Source organism: Nonomuraea sp. NPDC003214, assembly GCF_053590035.1.
In genome coordinates this window covers 310,902-328,953 of the sequence record NZ_JBSFSX010000005.1, presented here as the reverse complement: position 1 = coordinate 328,953, position 18,052 = coordinate 310,902, and the positions used below count along the sequence as shown (strand labels likewise).

The window sequence follows — 18,052 nt, the reverse complement described above, 5'->3', positions numbered from 1 at the left end:
ATACCTTAGGGGGGTACGGTATCGAGATCGAGGAGGACGCATGCGACGCCTGACCCCCCTGGAGCCCGCCGAGGCCCCCGGCAAGTCCCGGGAACTGCTCGAGGACATCGTCAGCAGGAGAGGCGGCGTGGGCGACATGGTCGCCACCATGGCCCACTCCCCCGCCACGCTCCAGGGCTACCTGGACTTCTCGCGGGCCATGAAGCGCGTCAAGCTGCCCCGCGCGCTCAGCGAGAAGGTCTCACTGGCCGTCCAGGAGTGGATCGGCTGCGCGTACTGCCTCCAGGCGCACGCGGAGGCGGCGCGGGCGGCCGGGCTGAGCGAGAGCGACATCGCGCTGGCCCGCCAGGGCGCCTCCACCGACGCCCGCGAGACGGCGCTGATCGAGCTCGCGGTCCGCCTGCTGGCCGAGCCCTCGTCGATCACCGACGCCGACGTGGCCGGGCTGCGGGCGCACGGCTGGAGCGACCGGATCATCGCCGAGCTGCCGGCCCTGGTCGCGCTCAACCAGCTCACGGGCACGTTCAACCTGCTCACGGGGCTGGAGCCGGCCACATAGGGGAGGCGCATTGCATGGTCATGCAGAAGTATGTATATACTTCACCTCGTGTCCAAGGTACTCACCTCCCTGCCTGTCGGTGAACGTGTCGGGATCGCCTTCTCCGGCGGCCTCGACACGTCCGTAGCGGTCGCGTGGATGCGCGAGAAGGGCGCCGTCCCCTGCACCTACACCGCCGACATCGGCCAGTACGACGAGCCCGACATCGCCTCGGTGCCCGGCCGCGCGACGGCCTACGGCGCGGAGGTCACCCGGCTCGTCGACGGCCGCGCCGCCCTCGTGGAAGAGGGGCTCGCCGCGCTGACCTGCGGCGCGTTCCACATCCGCTCCGGCGGGCGCGCCTACTTCAACACCACCCCGCTCGGGCGGGCCGTCACCGGCACCCTGCTGGTGCGCGCCATGCTGGAGGACGGCGTGCAGATCTGGGGAGACGGCTCCACCTTCAAGGGCAACGACATCGAGCGGTTCTACCGCTACGGCCTGCTCGCCAACCCGGCCCTGCGCATCTACAAGCCGTGGCTCGACGCCGACTTCGTCAGCGAGCTCGGCGGCCGCAAGGAGATGTCGGAGTGGCTGCTCGCGCACGGCCTGCCCTACCGTGACAGCTCCGAGAAGGCCTACTCCACCGACGCCAACATCTGGGGCGCCACCCACGAGGCCAAGGCGCTGGAGCACCTCGACGCCGGCATCGAGCTGGTCGACCCGATCATGGGCGTGCGCTTCTGGGACCCGGACGTCGAGATCGCCACCGAGGACGTCACGATCGGCTTCGACCGCGGCCGCCCGGTGACGATCAACGGCAAGGAGTTCCCCACCGCCGTCGACCTGGTGCTGGAGGCCAACGCCATCGGCGGCCGCCACGGCATCGGCATGTCCGACCAGATCGAGAACCGGATCATCGAGGCCAAGAGCCGCGGCGTCTACGAGGCGCCGGGCATGGCGCTGCTGCACATCTGCTACGAGCGCCTGGTCAACGCCATCCACAACGAGGACACCCTCGCCAGCTACCACAACGAGGGCCGCCGCCTGGGCAGGCTCCTGTACGAGGGCCGCTGGCTCGACCCGCAGGCGCTGATGCTGCGCGAGTCGCTGCAGCGGTGGGTCGGCACGGCCGTCACCGGCGAGGTGACGCTGAGGCTGCGGCGCGGCGAGGACTACTCGATCCTCGACACGTCCGGCCCGGCGTTCAGCTACCACCCCGACAAGCTGTCGATGGAGCGCACCGAGGACTCCGCGTTCGGCCCGTCCGACCGCATCGGCCAGCTCACCATGCGCAACCTCGACATCGCCGACTCCCGCGCCAAGCTGGAGCAGTACGCCGGGCTCGGCATGGTCGGCAGCCCGCAGCAGGCGCTGATCGGCGCCGCGCAGCCGGCCCCGACCGAGCTGATCGGCGAGATGCCCGAGGGCGGCGCCGAAGTGATCGCCTCCCGGGGCGAGGTGCCCGACGACGAGCTGCTCGACAACGCCGCGATGGAGTTCGGCACCGACTGACAACCCCGTCTGACCGGGTGTCGGGTCCGATTGATCGAAAGCCCGCGCATCTGTCCCGCTCGCCCCTAATATCGTGCCTGTCCGCAGGAGCCAGAGATCGGCTGGAGGCACGGATGGCAGGGGCGAGCGCGAGCGCAGGAGTCCGGGGCCGGCCGCGTCGGCCGTGGTGACGCCGCTCGCCGGCCGCTATCGGCTGCTGGCCCCGATCGGGCAGGGCGGCATGGGCACCGTCTGGCGGGCCGAGGACGAGCTCCTCCAGCAGGAGGTCGCCGTCAAGGAGATCCGGCTGCCGCCCGGCCTCGGCGAGAGCGAGCGGGCCGAGCTGACCGAGCGCACGCTGCGCGAGGCGCGGGCCGCCGCCCGGCTGCGCTCCCACCCGTCGATCGTCACCGTCCACGACGTCGTCCTCGACGGCGGGCTGCCGTGGATCGTCATGGAGTTCGTCCGGGGCCGCTCCCTGGAACAGGTGGTCCGCGAGCGCGGGCCGCTGCCGCCCGGCCGGGTCGCCGCGATCGGGCTGCGGATGCTCGACGCGCTCGGCGCCGCGCACGCCTCGGGCGTGCTGCACCGCGACGTCAAGCCCGCCAACGTGCTGCTCACCGACGACGGCCGGGTGCTGCTGACCGACTTCGGCATCGCCACCGTCGCCGGGAACGAGGCGATCACCCAGGGCGGCATGCTGTCCGGCTCGCCCGGCTACATCGCGCCCGAGCGGCTGCGCGGCGAGCCCGGCGGCCCGCACTCCGACCTGTGGTCGCTGGGCGCGACGCTGTTCACCGCCGTGGAAGGCGTCGCCCCGTTCGCCCGGGCCAGCCCGGCGGCCGCGATCGCGGCGGCGCTGACGCAGGAGCCCGCCCCGGCCCGGCGGGCCGGCCCGATGGCGCCCGTGCTCGGCGCCCTCCTGGACAAGGACCCGGCCCGCCGCTGTTCCCCCGCCCAGGCGGCGGCCGCGATGGAAGGGGTCGCCCGCGAGGCCGGCGCCCTGGACGACGACCGCACCGCGCCCGGCCGGCTGCGCCGCCGTCGTGCGCCGATCGTGCTGGGCGCGCTGCTGGCCGTCGGGCTGACGGCCGCGGCGGTGGCCGTCGTGCTGCCGAAGGTGTTCCCGTACACCGCTCCCGTGATCCGGCCGTTCTCGCCCGTGACGGCGCTGCCGTCCGCCTCCGGCACGGCGAAGCTGTTCACGAACGCCTTCGAGGCGTGCGACCTGCTGACCGCCGCCCAGGCGCGCAAGGTGTTCGGCGGACCGGCCAAGGAGCAGTTCTTCAGCGAGTATCACTGCCGCTGGACCGGCCCGGACAACGCCACCATGGTCGTGATGGCGTACCTGACGCCGAGCGTCTGGGGCGCGGAGAACTTCCACGACCTGCAGGTCAAGAACATGAAGCAGGAGCCGAGGCGCACCCCCGGCACCAAGGTCCGCGCCGGCCCGGACATCGGCGACGAGGCGTTCAGCTTCACCCAGCGCAGCCCGTTCTCCTTCATGCGCAAGCAGTACACCTCGGAGGTCTCCTTCCGCATGACGAACGTCGCCGTCGGCATCAAGCTCACCGGCGCCCGGCCCGGGTTCGCCGACCTCGACCGGGCCGCCGCCTACGTCGTGGCGGCCGTCGAGAAGCGGCGCTGAACCGCCGCTGTTAGCGCTCTGACCTGGGCGGGTATGGGGCGATCATGGATGTGGGAGGGTGACGGAGCCGCCGGCGTACGACCCTCGGCACCCGCGCCACCATCCGCTCCAGGTGGAGGTGCGCGGCGGGCCCAGCCGGCGGCGGCGGCTCGGCCGGGCCTTCGCCGAGTTCCTCAGGGTGCCGCTGGCGATGCTCGCCGCGTTCGCGCTGTTCGCCGCCGTGACGATATGGCTCGACCTCTCCACGTTGCCGACGCTCGCCGCCGTCCGGCGCCGTCCGGCGCCGCCTGGAGTCCGCCATTCCCACGGACGCGGCGGTCGAGCTGCTCACCCAGGTGGCCCCGGCGGTGCTCAGCATCGCCTCGCTGACGTTCTCGGTGCTGCTGGTGGCCGTCCAGCAGAACGCCTCCGTCTACACGCCGATCGTCTTCGACCAGTTCCTGCGGCGGCGCGGCAACCAGGTCCCGTTCGGCTTCTTCCTCGGGCTGTCGCTGTACGCGTTCCTGCTGCTGGCCGCGGCCCGGCCGGACAACCCGCTGGCGTTCGGGGCGGTGTTCCTGCTGGTGTTCACCATGGTCGCGCTCGTCATGCTGGTGACGCTGATCTACGGCACCATCGACCAGATGCGGCCCACCAGCGTGCTGCCCTACATCCGCGACGCCGCCCTGCACGCCCGCTACCAGCGCCGCGCCCTCGTCGCCAGGACCCGGGCCGCGCCGACACTACCCGCCGAGCCCGCCACCGAGGTGCGCGCCGACGCGTTCGGCTTCGTCGCCGACATCAGGATGACCGAGCTGGAGCCGGTGCTGCGCGAGCTCGGCGGCGAGGTGGAGATCGTGCTGCAGGGCCCGGTCGGCACCTACGTGTCGGCGGGCGACGTGCTCGGCCACGTGCGCGGGCGCGAGGCCGCCGCCCGTGAGCGGACGGCCGCCGCCGTCAGCCGGGCCGTCGTCCTCGACCAGCATCGCGACGTACGGACCGATCCCACGTACGCGATGGAGCAGATCGCCGGCGTGGCCTGGAACGCCTACTCCAGCGCCCAGCACAACCCGATCCTCGGGCTGCTCGCGCTGCGCATGCTCGTCGACCTGTTCGAGCGCTGGGTGACGGCGCCGTCGCCGCAGGACGAGCCGGCCGTGAACCGGCTGCCCGTGGTGTACCCGGACGTCATCGTGCCCGAGGTGATCGACCACCTGACGGAGATCGCGTTCGTCTCCGCCGACAGCATCCACTCCCAGCCCGCCGGTGAGGTCATGCTGGCCGTCGCCGACGTCCTGCCGCACGTCGAGCCGCGCCACGCCGACCGGCTGGCGGACCGGGTCAGCCGCATCCTGCCGGTGCTGGAGAACCACGTCACGCTCCCCCGGCACCTCGAACGCGCCGCGGCCACGCTCTCGGCCGCCCTGCGCGCCACGGGCCGGCCCCGCCTGGCCGCCGACCTCGACGCCGCGGTCCGGACCAGGAGCCGGGCCCGCTGACAGGACGGCAGGGAAGATCCGGGCGCCGGTCTTGGCGGGAGCCGGTCCATCCCTCATCATCGGCCTATGCGGCTGCCGGTACGCCTGTGGGTGATGCTGTCGCTGACCCAATCGCATCCGCCCATCACGCCCCCGGGCCAGGGCGGATCGGCCGGCGGCGGCGTGCGCTGCCCGCACCGGCGCTGCGGCGCGCCGCAGCAGGCCCGGCCGCCGAGGCACACCTGCGTCTCGTGCGGCAGGCGCTTCCTGGTGGCGCGCTGCCGGCTCAGCTCCCGCAACACCCACTACATGGTCAACGGCGGGCCCGACGGCTGGCGCTGCGACGTGGACGGCCGGATCCTGGGGCACGCGTGCCCGCGCTGCTCCGGTGGCAGCAGGCTGGGGGACGACGGGCTGTGGCACTGCCCGAACCGGCACGACTTCTCCCTGCTAAGGTGCCCCTGGCCGGGATGCGGCTTGCTCAACGTGCCCACCGGCGATGTCATGACATGTGTGTACTGCGACGGGAAATTCAGAACCTCCTGAGGGTCGGTGATGGCGAACCTGATCACGGGCGCGTCCGGTGGCATCACGCGGATCGGCCGCTACTTCACGGTGGTCAGCGTGATCCCGTCCGCGCTGTTCGCCACCTACCTCTACCTGCTGATGCGAAGCGGCGCCTGGGACGGCCGCCTCGACTGGTCGAAGGTGTTCGACGGCCTCAAGCTGACGGACGCCGCCCTGCTGACGATCTTCACGGTGGCGGGCGCGCTGGCGGCCAACCCGCTGCAGTTCATGCTCGTCCAGTTCATGGAGGGCTACTGGAACGGCCCGCTCCTGCGACCGCTGGCCCTGTCCCGCACCCTGCACCACCGCCGCCGCTGCCTGACGATCCAGGACCGGATGGGCGCCAGCGCCTGGTACCTGGCCCGGCTGGACGACGAGCTCAAGCCGTCCGCGCCTGACACGACCGTCGAGGCCCTGCGCGCCGACGCGCTCAACGCGGAGATGCGCCGCCTGAGGGCCGGCTACCCGGACCGGCCGGAGGAGATCCTGCCGACCCGGCTCGGCAACATGCTGCGCCGCCACGAACGGCGGGCGGGCTCGATGTACGGCATCGACCCGCTGGTGGCCCTTCCCCGCATGGCCATGACCGCGCAGCCCGAGGAGCTCACCTACCTCAACAACCAGCGGACCCAGATGGAGCTGGCCGTGCGGACGGCCGTCCTCGGGCTGCTCGCCGCCGTCGTCACGGTCCCGTTCATGTGGCGGGAGGGCGCCTGGCTCCTGCTGGCGCTGGTCCCGTACGGCATCGCGTACGCGTCCTATCGTGGCGCGGTGGCGCTGGCGGCCGAGTACGGCACGGCCATCGCCACGCTCATCGACATGAACCGGTTCGCCTTCTACGACCGGCTGCGCCTGGCCCATCCCGAGGACATCGCGCAGGAGAGCGCCCGCAACGAGATCCTCATGCAGGTGCTCCAGGCGGCCCCGCCCGCCGATGGGCGGCCGCCGTTCCTGGCGTACGTGCCGCCCGCGCAGCAGCCGCAGGAGCAGCTCCCGCCGCAGGCGGCGGCGCCCTCCCCCGCGGACGAAGAGTGAACGACCAAGGTGCCCCGATGAGCGACCCGACGACGCCCCACCCGCCCGGCGACGGCCAGCTTCCCGTGGCCGCGCCGGTGACCGTCGCCGACTACGCGGCGCCGGCGGGCCCCGTTCCGGTCGCCCCCGTGCCGGCCGGGCGGGAGTTACGCGCGCGCGACCGGTGGCTGTGGGTGTGGCCGCTCGTCACGCTGGGGATCATGGTCGCCGTCGGGATGCTGTGGGGGTCCCTCGGGACCTTCCTCAGCGGGGTGGTGGTCGTGGCGGTCCTCGTGCTGTACGTGGGCGACGAGGTGCTGCAACCCGGCCATCGCCTGGCGGTGACCGGGCTGGCGGTGGTCCTCATCGCGCTCGCCTGGCTCGGCTACCAGCGCGGCGTCCCGTTCTTCTCGCCTGCTTCGTCGGGGCCCGGCGTGACCGCCGACTCCACGGCCGGGTCGTCCCCGCCGGACCTGCGGGGCCGCACGCTGACCGCGGGCGATCTCGAAGGCGTCAACCTGCGCGGCGCCCAGCTCGCCGGCGCCGTCCTGGACGGCCTGGACCTGCACGGCGTGGACCTCAGCGGGGTGCGCGCCCCGGGGGCGTCCTTCCGGGGGGCGAACCTCGACCGGGCGCGCCTGAACGACGCCGACCTGCGTGGCGCCGACCTGCGCGAGGCCTGCCTGTACGGCGCCGAGCTGCGCCGGGTGGACCTACGCGGCGCGGACGCCACGAACGCGGACGTCACGGACGTGGTCGCCGACGAGTCCCAGCTGAAACGGGCCGCCTCCTGGCCCCGGGAGGGCACCGGGAGGCGGTGCGGCGCGGGCTAGGCGGGAGCCGCTACTGCGGAGTGAACTCGGCCTGCCACACGCCCTCGGCGTCGACGTCCAGGTAGTACTCCCCGGCGAAGCCGTAGATGTTCGTGTCGATCCGGCCCTTGCTCTTGATGACGTTGGCGATCGAGCCGTCCACCGGCTGCGCGCCGCCGACGGCCTCGACGGACATGATGAAGTTCGTCGGGCCGTACTGCGAGGAGTTGCCGGAGTAGGTGACCTTGACCTCGTAGTCGCCGTACAGCTCGAACTTCTTGGTGTTCTTGTTGCCCTTGCCCTTCACCGTGACGGGGCTGCCGACGCGGGCCGGGGTCGCCGTGGCGATGGGCTCCTCGTCGGGCATCTCGTCGATCACGACCGGCGTGGCGCTGACCGCGGGGGGAGTGTTCTCGGGCGCGGCGGCCGGGGCCGGTCCGGCGGCGCCGCAGGCGCCGGCCCCGGAGATCAGCACGAGGCTGACCAGGGCAGGGACGATCTTGTGCAAGGCGTTCCTCAAGTGATGGGACGACCGCTATGCGGCATATGTCCATTGGTGCGACACATTGAACCATGTGCGATGTGTATCCCGCGACCGTGGATTCGGGCTCCGGCCAGGTGCGACGCGGGGCATGAGAGAATAAGAGGACGACGCCCTCTCGGCCTCGGGTCCAGGACCCAGGCGAGAGGGTTTTTTCATGCCCGGAATCGGAGGAACCCCGCGATGAGACTCGGTCTGACCTGCCCTCGTTTCACCTGGCCTGGCGGTGACGCCGCGATCGCCGGCCGGTTCGCCGACGTGGCGCGCGGCGCGGACGAGGCGGGGCTGCACAGCCTGTGGGTGATGGACCACCTGTTCCAGATCCCCAACTTCGGCGGCGTCGGCGAGCCGATGCTGGAGGCGTACGGCGCGCTCTCCTACGCCGCCGCGCTGACCCGCCACGTCACGCTGGGCGCGCTCGTCACCGGGGCGCCGTACCGGGCGCCGGGATTCCTGGTGAAGCAGGTCAGCACGCTGGACGCGCTGTCCGGCGGGCGGGCGGTGCTCGGCATCGGCGCGGGCTGGTTCGAGGAGGAGGCGCGCGGGCTCGGGCTGCCGTTCCCGCCGGTGGCCGAGCGGTTCGAGCGGCTGGAGGAGACGCTGCGGATCGCGCTCCGGATGTTCGCCGGTGACCAGGAGCCGTTCGAGGGGCGCCACTACCGGCTGGAGCGGCCGGTCAACGCCCCGGCGGCGCGGCCGCGCATCCTCATCGGGGGCAGCGGCGAGCGCAAGACTCTGCGGCTCGTCGCCGAGTACGCCGACGCCTGCAACTTCCTGTACGGCGCGGACGTGCCGCACAAGCTGGCCGTGCTGCGCGCCCACTGCGAACGCGCGGGCAGGCCGTACGAGGAGATCGAGAAGACCCTCCACCTGCGCGTGCCCGGCGACGCGAGCGTGGACGAGACCGTGCAGCGGTGCGGCGAGCTGGCCGAGCAGGGCATCGAGCACGTGATCGCCGCCCTGCCGGACGCCGCCGACGAGGCCGGGCTGGCGCTGCTGGGCGAGGTGGCGCGGCAGGTCGCCGGCATCGGGCCGGCGACTGTCACCACACCGGGCCGCCCCTCGAACGCCCCCGGGCAGGTCTAGGGCCGATCCTCCGGCCTGGCCGGCCGCTGCGGCTCGGCCGTCCCGCCCCCGCCGTAGCGGCGCTGGACCTCGTCCACGCCCCTGCCGATCTGCTCGTCGTACTTGTGCCCGGTGCGCTTCTTGGCCATCTCCTCGGCCTTGTCGACCGCCTTGTCGACGTGCTTGGAGTGCTTCCTGGCCAGGTTCTCGGCCTTCCTGACCCAGTCTCCGATGCCGCTCATGAAAGCCTCCCCCTTCGTCTCGCCGCTCCCCTACCCGGCGCGAGCGGCGGCGAACGCGCCCCCCTGCCCGGAGGGGTGGCGGCGAACGCGACCCCGCTCCCCCACCCGGCGTGGGCGGCGGCGAGCGCGACGTCAAGATCGATTGGCTACCGTACGGAGTACAGCGGCAGGCGACCTGATCGGGGGGCGACGTGCTCGACGGAATGCTGACCAGGAGGCCCGACGGCGACCCCGGCTTCGAGGCCGTGGGCAGCGAGGTCGAGCTGGGCGCGCTGCGGGTGGAGAAGAAGGCGTTCACGCCCCTGCGGCTGACGCGGGTCGCCGACTCCTCCGCCCACGGCGCCTACCAGCTCCTGCTCCCGTTACGCGGCACGATGCACGCCGCCTGGGACGACCGGCGGCTCACCACCGGCGCCGGCGACCTGCTCGTGCACGACGTCACCCGCATCACCACGGCCCGCTTCGAGGCCGCTCCCGGGACCGGCACCTTCCAGACCGCCGCCGTCACCATCCCCAAAGCGCTCATCCCGCTGCCGGACGAGCACGTCGACCGCGTGCTCGGCCGCCGCATCCCGGCCCGTGACGGGCTCGGCGCCCTCCTGGCCGGCTTCGTCACGAACGTCGCCGACACCGCCGCCTCCTGCACGCCCGCCGACCGGCCGCGCATCGGGATGGCGCTGCTCGACCTCGTGTCGGCGCTGCTCGCCTCCACGCTCGAAGGCGACGGCGGGCCCGCCCCGCACGCACGCCGCCAGGCGCTCACCCTGCGCATCCAGGCGTCCGTCCTGCGGCGCCTCGGCGAGCCCGACCTCTCCCCCGGCGCGCTGGCCGCCGCCCACCACATCTCCGTCAGCTACCTCCACCGCCTCTTCCAGGAGCAGGGCACCACGGTCGCCGCCTGGATCAGGTCCCAGCGCCTCGAACGCGCCCGCCGCGACCTGGCCGACCCGGCGCTGCGCCACGTCCCCATCCACGGCATCGCCGCCCGGTGGGGGTTCTCGCACGCCGCCGACTTCAGCCGGGCCTTCCGGCGCGCGTACGGCGCCTCCCCCCGCGACTTCCGCCACGGGGCGCCGCTCACGACCTGAGTTTCCGCCCTTTCCCCGTACGGCTTCCGGTCCCCGGCGAGGCGTTCAACACCCCCACCACCTGGCACTGGGCCCTCCAGAGGAACCACCCACGCCGACAGGCCCGCCCTCAGCGGTCTGCCGCTCTCAGGGGGGCTGATGCCCTCAGGGGCTGGCCCTGCAGCGTCCGCGACCGGGCTTCCCACCACGGAACCACCCGCAACGGGAGGCCCCTCCCTGCGGCCGGCCCAGACGGGGCTGTCTCATTGGGGGGCTGACCCCGTAGGGCTGCCCCCTCCGGAGGGAGCTGCCCCCACCGGAGACGCCAGGGCCCCACAGGGCTGCCCCTTCCGGAGGGGTCACCGACTTCCCCGGCGGACGGTCCCTCGCCCAGGGTGACCCCTCCCGGAGAGGGCGAGCTTCGGAGTGGCGGGCTTCGGGGGGCGGGCTTCGGGGGGCGGGCTTCGGGGGGGCGGGCTTCGGGGGGGCGGGCTTCGGGGGGGCGGGCTTCGGGGGGGCGGGCTTCGGGGGGGCGGGCTTCGGCGGCTGGTGAAAGTTACAGGGTGTTCGGGGGCGGCGGTGCAGGTCGGGGGTGGGGCCGGGATGGGGCGGGTTCCGGACGGACGGGGGGTTTCTTACGATCTGCGCAGGCGATGGACGGGAGCGGTCGGATGGCGGGGACCCGGGCTTGGCTGGCGAGCATGGCGGCGATGCTGGTGCTGACCGCGGGGGCGGTGTTCGCGATGGCCACGCCGGCGAGCGCGGCGCCCGTGCGGGTCATGCCGCTGGGCGACTCGATCACGGGGTCGCCGGGCTGCTGGCGGGCGCTGCTGTGGAACAGGTTGCAGGAGGCCGGGCACACGAACGTGGACTTCGTCGGCACGCTGCCCGCCCAGGGGTGCGGGGTCCCGTACGACGGCGACAACGAGGGGCACGGCGGCGCGCTGGTGACCACGGTGGCGAACCAGAACCAGCTCGTGGGCTGGCTGGCCGCGAGCTCCCCGGACGTGGTGCTCATGCACTTCGGCACCAACGACGTGTGGAGCAACGTGCCCACGGCGACGATCCTGGCCGCCTACACCAAGCTGGTGGGGCAGATGCGGGCGAGCAATCCGGCCATGCGGATCCTCGTCGCGCAGATCATCCCGATGGCGCCGGCGACCTGCGCGGAGTGCGGCGCGCGGGCGGTGGCGCTCAACGACGCGATCCCGGCGTGGGCGGCGGCGACCAGTACGGCGCAGTCGCCGGTGGTGGTCGTGGACCAGTGGACGGGCTTCGGGACCGCCGGTGACACCTACGACGGGGTGCACCCGAACGCGGCGGGCGACCGCAAGATCGCCGACCGGTGGTATCCGGCGCTGGTGGAGGCGCTGTCGGGCACCCCGACCGCGAGCCCGACCGCAAGCCCCACCGTGAGCCCGACCGCGACCCCGACGGTGACGTCCACGTTCCCGCCCGCGGGCTGCTCGGCCGTGTTCCGGAACGCGGGCCAGTGGCAGGGCGGCTTCCAGGGCGAGGTGACCGTCTCGAACACGGGCGTCACGGCGCTGAACGGGTGGACGGTGCGCTGGACGTTCGCCGACGGGCAGCGCATCAGCCAGCTCTGGAACGGCGAGCTGAGCGCCGACGGCGCGGCCGTGACCGTGCGGAACGCGTCCTGGAACGGCGCGATCCCGCGCGGCGGGTCGGCGACGTTCGGTTTCGTCGCCTCGTGGACGGGCGCGAACACGCCGCCGTCCGTGACGTGCGCGGCCGGTTGACGCGGACGGTGAATTTCTGCCGCCAATAAATAACGAAATAGCGGAAATACCGGTCGTTCAATTTTCAACGTTGCCCAATCGTGACTGGACGGCCTCGGCGGACTCCGGCACACGTTCGTCAGAACGGAGAACAACGAGCTCTGACGAGCGGCCCGACCAAGAGAAGCCGAGGCACCGTCCCATGCCGGACAACGGGAGAAGCACCCGCGTGAGGAAGATCGTCACCACGCTCCTGGCCGCCGGCGCGCTCGTCTACCTGACCGCCACGATCACCCTGCGCGGCCTGACCGCCGCCGCCGAGGCGGCCGGGATCATCGGCGGATTCTCGCTCGTCCTCACCACGCTCGGCGTGCTGCGGCAGCGCGCCGAGCCGCCGGCGCCCCGGCCGTGCCGGAGTGACGCGGCGGGGCTCGGCTACTTCCCCGGCCTGGGCGGCCACACCCTGGAGGCCGCCCAGGGCGCGGCCTGCGCCGGGGCCAGGCCCGCGTGGCCTGTCCTCCCGCTGGGCTGGCTCGTCCTCGACGCCGACGGCGGCCGTCCGATGCTGGGCGGGGCGATCCGCGAGCTCCGGGAGCTGTGCGACGGGCTCGGCGGGCGGCTGCCGGAGGGGATGGTGCTCGTGCTGTTCGCGCTTCCCGGCGGGCACGCGCCGCCCGGCCGGCTCGTGATGACGTTCGGCATCGGGCTGGCCCCCGCGCCGTGCGGCCCGTGAACAGCCGCAGCGCGGCGCCCGTGGCGGGCGCCGCGCTACGTGTCCGGTGCGGAAGATCCGGTCAGACGGAGATCCTGCCCGCCCCGGCGCCCGCGCTCACGATGGACTTGACGCTGGAGGCCGGGTCGAGCGTGTACGCGTACGGGATGGAACGGACGCTGCCGCCGGTCTGGCCCGTGCCGGAGTTGACGAAGTGGTTGTTCCTGGCGACCAGGCTGCCCGGGTCGGAGCTGCCCTCACCGAGGTGGAACGGGTCCTCGGTGTTCTCGAAGTAGTTGCCCTCGACCAGCACTCCGGCGCCCTCGGTGGAGGCCACGCCGTAGCCGCCGACGTTCGAGTACAGGTTGTTGTAGACGTGCACCGGGTTGCCGAAGCGCACGCGCGGGTGCCGCTGGTTGCTGCCGTCGAACCAGTTGTGGTGGTACGTCACCCGCAGGCGCCCGCTGTCCTCGGAGCCGTTGCCGTCGCTGTGGCCGAGCAGCATCGACTTGTCGTGGTCGAAGACGCGGTTCCAGGAGATCGTGACGTAGTCGCTGGCCCGTTTGACGTCCACGGCGCCGTCGTAGCCGTCGCTGAAGGAGTTGTGGTCGATCCACACCCGGGTCGAGTACTGGACGTTGATCGCGTCATCGCCCCAGCCGCGGAAGTTCAGGTTGCGGATGACGACGTTGGACGCCTCGGAGACGTTGAGGCCGCAGCCGCTGATCGTCGCGCCGGAGTTGCCCAGCAGCGACTTGTTGGAGCCGACGCGGATCATGCCGGAGCAGGAGATGGTGCCGGACACCCGGACCACCGCCGCGTTCGTCCCCGAGAGGGCACTGGCCAGCGCGGAGGCGCTGGAGACGGTGACGGGCGAGGCGCCGCCGCCGCCCGTGGTGCCGCCGCCCTGGGTGGCCCAGCCGACCAGCCCGTCCGCGTTGCCCGGCGGGTCGGTGGGCGGGTCGGTGGGCGGGTCCGTCGGCGGGTCGGTGGGCGGGTCCGTCGGGGTGGAGCCTGCGGGGACGAGCCGCCACTGCTTGGTCGCCACCGAGTCGCACGAGTTGGTCTGCACGAGCGCGCCGGAGGCGGTCGAGTTGTCCCTGATGTTGAGGCACTTGCCGCCGTTGGCGTTGACGATCCGGTAGGCGGCGCCGGCCTCGGTGACGTTCCACCGCTGGGAGGCCGCGCCCGTGCAGCTCTCCTGCTGGACGGCCTTGCCCGCGGAGGTGCTGGCGTCCTCGACGCCGGCGCACCTGCCGCTGTGGGCGGATTTGAGCTGGAAGCCGCCGCCGTCGGCGACGAGGTTCCAGGTCTGCGCCGCACCGCCGCAGCCGGTCTGCGTGAGCTGGACGCCGTCGGACGAGCTGCCGCCGGGCACGGTCAGGCACAGGCCGCTGCCGTTGTTGACGACGGTGTACGCGCCGGGCGCGGGCGCCGCTGCTGCCGCCGAGGTGGCGGCGATGGCCACCACCGCAGTCCCGGCCACCGCCAGCGCCGCCGCCAGTGCCGCCGCCGTGGCGGCGCCCGTCCTGCCGTTGCTGATCTGTCGCATGCTGAGCTCCTTGCCGGCCTCGGGCGGGCCAGGTCCGGCCCGCCCTCCTGTCCCCCAGCGAGTACTCGTTCACCTATCTGAATGGCATACGTATGCGCGACAGCCTCAATGTAGGTAAGCGCTTTCCTAGCGTCAACCGGTCGTGAAAGTTTCACCCTGGAATAAGCGTGTGACGCAACTTAACCCCTTAAGGGGGATTTATCGCCATAAAGCGGGATTCGGTGTTTCGGTGCGCGGCTATTCGATAACAACCCATCCGGGAAAGGGCCGTCCGCCTATATGGTCCTCACGCTCGTACATTCACAGGGAGAGCCCCATGGACCTGAGCCACTCCCCGGCGGAACCCCAGCTCACACCCCCCACGGCGATGAGCGCCCCCCGGATGAGCAACACCACCCGTTATCTGTGCGGCGGCACGTACCTGGACAGCGATTTCCGGGACAAAGTGCTGGACGAATTGCTTGACGACCCTTTCAGGGCGGTTCCGCCCTCCTATGGGGGATGCGACCTGCTGCCGATCATCCATCACGCGCGCCGCTCCCGCTCCCTGCTCGTCGTCCGCGACGGGCTGATCACCGCCATCCTGCTCCTCGGGCTCGCGCTGACGCCCATGAGCGTCATCAGCTGGCTGTCGTTCCTGGTGCCGCTCGTGCTGCTCACGCTGGAACGGGTGCGGCGCGGACCGATGCTGGTGCGCGGGCTGCTGTGGTTCTGGGCCTTCGGCGGCTACGTGATCCTGTTCGTCGTCTACGCGCTGCTGCTGGCCGCCGCGGGCTTCGGCACCTTCCTGACGGCGGGCGCGGTGCTCGTGTACGCGTTGCTCCAGAACGCCGGCCTGCTCCTGGTGCCGCTGGCCACGCTCGGCGTCGCGATCCTCTACCGGATCATCGTCTACACGACGCTCGCCGGCACGCTCAAGCCCGGCGCTCCCCCGCCCGAGCCCGGCCCCGACCAGCCCAGGACCGTCGACCGCCTCGCCTACGTCGCCCGCGCCCAGACGGGCAACGTCACCATGTACGCCAACGAGGACGCGTTCATGGGCGCCGGCGGCATCGAACGGAGCTGGTCCATCGCCGTCGAGCTGGACCGGGTGCGCACCGTCGGCGAGACCGGCCGGGGCACCGAGCGGCGCGAGCGGCCCGTCGACCTCGACCCGGCCGAGCTGCACGCCTTCGTCCGCACCCGGCTCACCGAGATGCGCGACCAGGTGCTGCGCCCCAACGAGGGCATCCGGCGGCTTGACATCGGCGACCACGTGGTGGCCCGCGGCGTCTACAGGGTCACCGACTGGCCGGGCGCCCACCCGCTGATCGGCCAGGACGGGCGGCCCCGCCACCACGCCACGCCCGAGGAGATCGCCGCCATCAGCCGCCACCCGCAGGGCGGCGTCCGCTACTACCAGCGTGTCACGATCGCGCACGAGGGCCAGGAGATCCGCGACACGGCGGGCCGCCTGGTCGCCCCGGCGGAGGACCAGGAGGCCGTCACCTCGGCGTTCATCTACCTGGCGGTCGAGGGGCGCATGCTCTACACCCAGTTCGTGGTGACCGCGCTGCCGCCGGCCAAGGAGGCGTACCACGTGGTCGACCGGCTGCCGGACATGCCGGGCTGGCGGATCGCGTGGGAGTCGGTGCGGGCGCTGAAGCTGCTCCTGCTGCGCGACGTCCTGGCCGCGCCCGTGCGGCTGACGCGCACCGCCGTACGGGCGGTCCGCCAGCAGTTCGTCACGCTCGATCCGTCCCGCCACGTCGTCTACCCGTACGGGGCCCGGCTCAGCGTGCGCGAGCTCGGCGCGAGCCACGGGATGCAGACCTACGTCCAGCTCCTCGACACCGCCAAGTACGTCAAGCTGATCGAGCACCGGCTCACCGAGGCCGTGCTCGACTACCTGGAGGACAAGGAGATCGAGACCGGCACGTACCGGATGCAGGCGGCCAACGTCATGATGAACATGTCGGTGCGCGACAGCGTCGTCAACGGCCCCATCGCGATGGGCACGCGGGCGTCGGCGTCGTCCCACCACCACACCCGGGGCTGAGAGGCGGCCATGGCAGACCAGTACGGCATCCGCATCGACGGCGGCACGGTCAACGGCCCGATCGCGATGGGCCCGAACGCCCGCGCCACCGTCAACCACGGCGGCTCGGGCGAGGCGAGCCTGCTGCTGGACCGGCTCGACCGGCTGCTGGCCGAGCACGAGGCGGAGCTGGCCGAGCCCGCCCGGGCCCGCCGCGACGCCGCCGACGTCCGGCAGGAGCTGGCGGAGGCCGAGCCGGACCGGGGCCGCGTCCTCGACGCGCTGCGGCGGCTCTCGGCGCGGGCCGCCGAGGTGACGGCCATCGTCGAGGTCGTGGCGCAGATCCAGGCGCTGTTCGCCTGATCGGTCACCGGCTGTCGAGCGCGCCCTCGTACACCCACAGGCCGTCCACCCGGACGAACCTGCTGTGCTCCTCCATCGCGCCCGCCCGGCCCCGCTCCCGGTAGTGGGCCCGGAACCGCACGGTGCCCTCGGTGTGCACGACGCTCCCGCCGGTGGTCTCCAGGATCTCCAGCCCGGTCCACCGCACCCGCCGGTCGAGCCCCACGCCGGCCGGCCGGGTCGCCGGATGCCAGGTCCGCAGCAGGTAGCCCTCGTCACCCACGGCGAACGCGCTGAACCGCGACCGCATCAGCGACTCCGCCGTGGGCGCCGCGCCCTCCCCCCGGTGGAAGCGTCCGCAGCAGTCGCGGTAGGGGGCGGCCAGCCCGCAGTGACATCCCATCCCCCTATTGTGCCGGGACGAGCCTGCCGGTCAGGTCGGTGAGCGTGGGGCCGAGCGGGGCGTCGAGGGTGAGCAGGGCGTCGGCGTCGCCGCCGGTCGGGCCCTGGTTGACGATGGCGATGGGGATGCCGAGCTCCGCGGCCTTGGTGACGAAGCGCAGCCCCGAGCGCACCTTCAGGGACGAGCCGAGCACGAGCAGGGCGCGGGCGGCGGCCACGAGGGCCGAGCACTCGTCCACGCGGACCCGGGGCACGTTCTCGCCGAAGAAGATCACGTCGGGCTTGAGGACGCCGCCGCAGGTCAGGCAGGGCACCAGGCGGAAGCTCTGCTCCTGCTCGGCGGTCAGCTCGGCGTCGCCGTCGGGGTTGATGCGGCCCTCGGCGTCCCAGCCGGGGTTGGCCGCGCGCAGGCGGGCGTCGAGGTCGAGGCGCGGGGTGCGTTCGCGGCACGACAGGCAGACCACCCGGTCCAGGCCGCCGTGCAGCTCGATCACCCGGCGGGCGCCGGCGGCCTGGTGCAGGCCGTCGACGTTCTGGGTGACGACGCCCGCGACCAGGCCGCGCCGTTCGAGCTCGGCGACCGCCCGGTGGCCGTCGTTGGGGCGGGCGGCCTCGATCTGCCGCCAGCCGACGTGGCTGCGCGCCCAGTAGCGGCGGCGGGCCGCCTCGCTGCCGACGAACTGCTGGTAGGTCATCGGGTCGGCCTTGCGGGCGCGGCCCGTCGGGCCCCGGTAGTCGGGGATGCCGGACTCGGTGGACAGGCCCGCCCCGCTGAGCACCACCACCCCGCCGCCGCCGACCAGCTCCGCCAGCGACCTTTTCGCGCTCTCGCTCACCCTTCCA

At 72.8% G+C, this 18,052-nt stretch carries 18 protein-coding genes; 13 read left to right on the top strand and 5 right to left on the bottom strand.

Going from position 1 to position 18,052, the window contains the following annotated elements; genetic code table 11:
• Window positions 1–40 precede the first annotated feature (40 nt).
• The 7 genes from ACWDXC_RS17295 (at window position 41) to ACWDXC_RS17265 (ending at window position 7,551) form a co-directional block, all read left to right on the top strand.
• Window positions 41–559, top strand: coding sequence for a carboxymuconolactone decarboxylase family protein (locus ACWDXC_RS17295; protein ID WP_449982668.1), 519 nt, complete (start codon window positions 41–43; stop codon window positions 557–559).
• A 48-nt stretch (window positions 560–607) separates the two neighbouring features.
• Window positions 608–2,053 (top strand): argininosuccinate synthase, encoded by a 1,446-nt coding sequence (argG, locus tag ACWDXC_RS17290; protein ID WP_219507992.1) that lies wholly within the window; start codon window positions 608–610, stop codon window positions 2,051–2,053.
• 166 nt (window positions 2,054–2,219) lie between these two features.
• Entirely contained in the window at window positions 2,220–3,680 is a 1,461-nt protein-coding gene (locus ACWDXC_RS17285; RefSeq protein WP_449982665.1) for a serine/threonine-protein kinase, read from the top strand.
• A gap of 287 nt (window positions 3,681–3,967) precedes the next feature.
• Complete coding sequence (locus ACWDXC_RS17280; protein ID WP_449983445.1) at window positions 3,968–5,158, top strand: DUF2254 family protein; 1,191 nt, start codon at window positions 3,968–3,970, stop codon at window positions 5,156–5,158.
• 66 nt (window positions 5,159–5,224) lie between these two features.
• Complete coding sequence (locus ACWDXC_RS17275; RefSeq protein WP_449982663.1) at window positions 5,225–5,683, top strand: hypothetical protein; 459 nt, start codon at window positions 5,225–5,227, stop codon at window positions 5,681–5,683.
• Between the two features lie 9 nt (window positions 5,684–5,692).
• Window positions 5,693–6,739 carry a hypothetical protein gene (locus ACWDXC_RS17270; protein WP_449982660.1) on the top strand — a complete coding sequence of 349 codons (1,047 nt, stop codon included), beginning with the start codon at window positions 5,693–5,695 and terminating at the stop codon, window positions 6,737–6,739.
• A gap of 17 nt (window positions 6,740–6,756) precedes the next feature.
• Window positions 6,757–7,551, top strand: a complete 795-nt coding sequence (locus ACWDXC_RS17265) for a pentapeptide repeat-containing protein (RefSeq protein ID WP_449982657.1) — start codon at window positions 6,757–6,759, stop codon at window positions 7,549–7,551.
• 10 nt (window positions 7,552–7,561) lie between these two features.
• Here ACWDXC_RS17265 and ACWDXC_RS17260 read toward each other — a convergent pair whose 3' ends face one another.
• Window positions 7,562–8,038, bottom strand: a complete 477-nt coding sequence (locus ACWDXC_RS17260; RefSeq protein ID WP_449982655.1) for a hypothetical protein — start codon at window positions 8,036–8,038, stop codon at window positions 7,562–7,564.
• 216 nt (window positions 8,039–8,254) lie between these two features.
• Here ACWDXC_RS17260 and ACWDXC_RS17255 point away from each other — a divergent pair, with 216 nt between their 5' ends.
• Complete coding sequence (locus ACWDXC_RS17255) at window positions 8,255–9,157, top strand: LLM class F420-dependent oxidoreductase (RefSeq protein ID WP_449982653.1); 903 nt, start codon at window positions 8,255–8,257, stop codon at window positions 9,155–9,157.
• Here ACWDXC_RS17255 and ACWDXC_RS17250 read toward each other — a convergent pair.
• The gene (locus ACWDXC_RS17250) at window positions 9,154–9,378 is read right to left on the bottom strand and encodes an antitoxin (protein WP_219507999.1); all 225 of its coding nucleotides are present in this window, start codon (window positions 9,376–9,378) and stop codon (window positions 9,154–9,156) included. The genes ACWDXC_RS17255 and ACWDXC_RS17250 overlap by 4 nt on opposite strands.
• 191 nt (window positions 9,379–9,569) lie before the next feature.
• Between ACWDXC_RS17250 and ACWDXC_RS17245 the strand changes: the two genes are divergently transcribed.
• The 3 genes from ACWDXC_RS17245 (at window position 9,570) to ACWDXC_RS17235 (ending at window position 12,917) form a co-directional block, all read left to right on the top strand.
• Entirely contained in the window at window positions 9,570–10,466 is an 897-nt protein-coding gene (locus ACWDXC_RS17245; RefSeq protein ID WP_449982650.1) for a helix-turn-helix domain-containing protein, read from the top strand.
• Window positions 10,467–11,116: 650 nt separating this feature from the next.
• Window positions 11,117–12,205 (top strand): cellulose binding domain-containing protein, encoded by a 1,089-nt coding sequence (locus ACWDXC_RS17240; protein WP_449982647.1) that lies wholly within the window; start codon window positions 11,117–11,119, stop codon window positions 12,203–12,205.
• A 208-nt stretch (window positions 12,206–12,413) separates the two neighbouring features.
• Window positions 12,414–12,917 (top strand): hypothetical protein, encoded by a 504-nt coding sequence (locus ACWDXC_RS17235; protein ID WP_449982644.1) that lies wholly within the window; start codon window positions 12,414–12,416, stop codon window positions 12,915–12,917.
• A gap of 61 nt (window positions 12,918–12,978) precedes the next feature.
• On the opposite strand, the gene ACWDXC_RS17230 is transcribed toward ACWDXC_RS17235, so the two are convergent.
• A complete protein-coding gene (locus ACWDXC_RS17230; RefSeq protein ID WP_449982641.1) occupies window positions 12,979–14,448 on the bottom strand; it encodes an RICIN domain-containing protein in 1,470 nt (489 codons plus the stop codon).
• A 316-nt stretch (window positions 14,449–14,764) separates the two neighbouring features.
• Here ACWDXC_RS17230 and ACWDXC_RS17225 point away from each other — a divergent pair, with 316 nt between their 5' ends.
• Together ACWDXC_RS17225 and ACWDXC_RS17220 are read left to right on the top strand one after the other, a co-directional pair.
• On the top strand, window positions 14,765–16,486 hold the full coding sequence (locus tag ACWDXC_RS17225; RefSeq protein WP_449982638.1) for a hypothetical protein: 1,722 nt from the start codon (window positions 14,765–14,767) through the stop codon (window positions 16,484–16,486).
• 9 nt (window positions 16,487–16,495) lie between these two features.
• The gene (locus ACWDXC_RS17220; protein ID WP_449982635.1) at window positions 16,496–16,828 is read left to right on the top strand and encodes a hypothetical protein; all 333 of its coding nucleotides are present in this window, start codon (window positions 16,496–16,498) and stop codon (window positions 16,826–16,828) included.
• Window positions 16,829–16,832: 4 nt separating this feature from the next.
• Here the strand turns inward: ACWDXC_RS17220 and ACWDXC_RS17215 are convergent, their stop codons facing one another.
• On the bottom strand, window positions 16,833–17,210 hold the full coding sequence (locus ACWDXC_RS17215; RefSeq protein ID WP_449982633.1) for a YchJ family protein: 378 nt from the start codon (window positions 17,208–17,210) through the stop codon (window positions 16,833–16,835).
• A gap of 4 nt (window positions 17,211–17,214) precedes the next feature.
• Window positions 17,215–18,045, bottom strand: coding sequence for an NAD-dependent protein deacetylase (locus ACWDXC_RS17210; RefSeq protein ID WP_449982630.1), 831 nt, complete (start codon window positions 18,043–18,045; stop codon window positions 17,215–17,217).
• Between the last annotated feature and the right edge of the window lie 7 nt (window positions 18,046–18,052).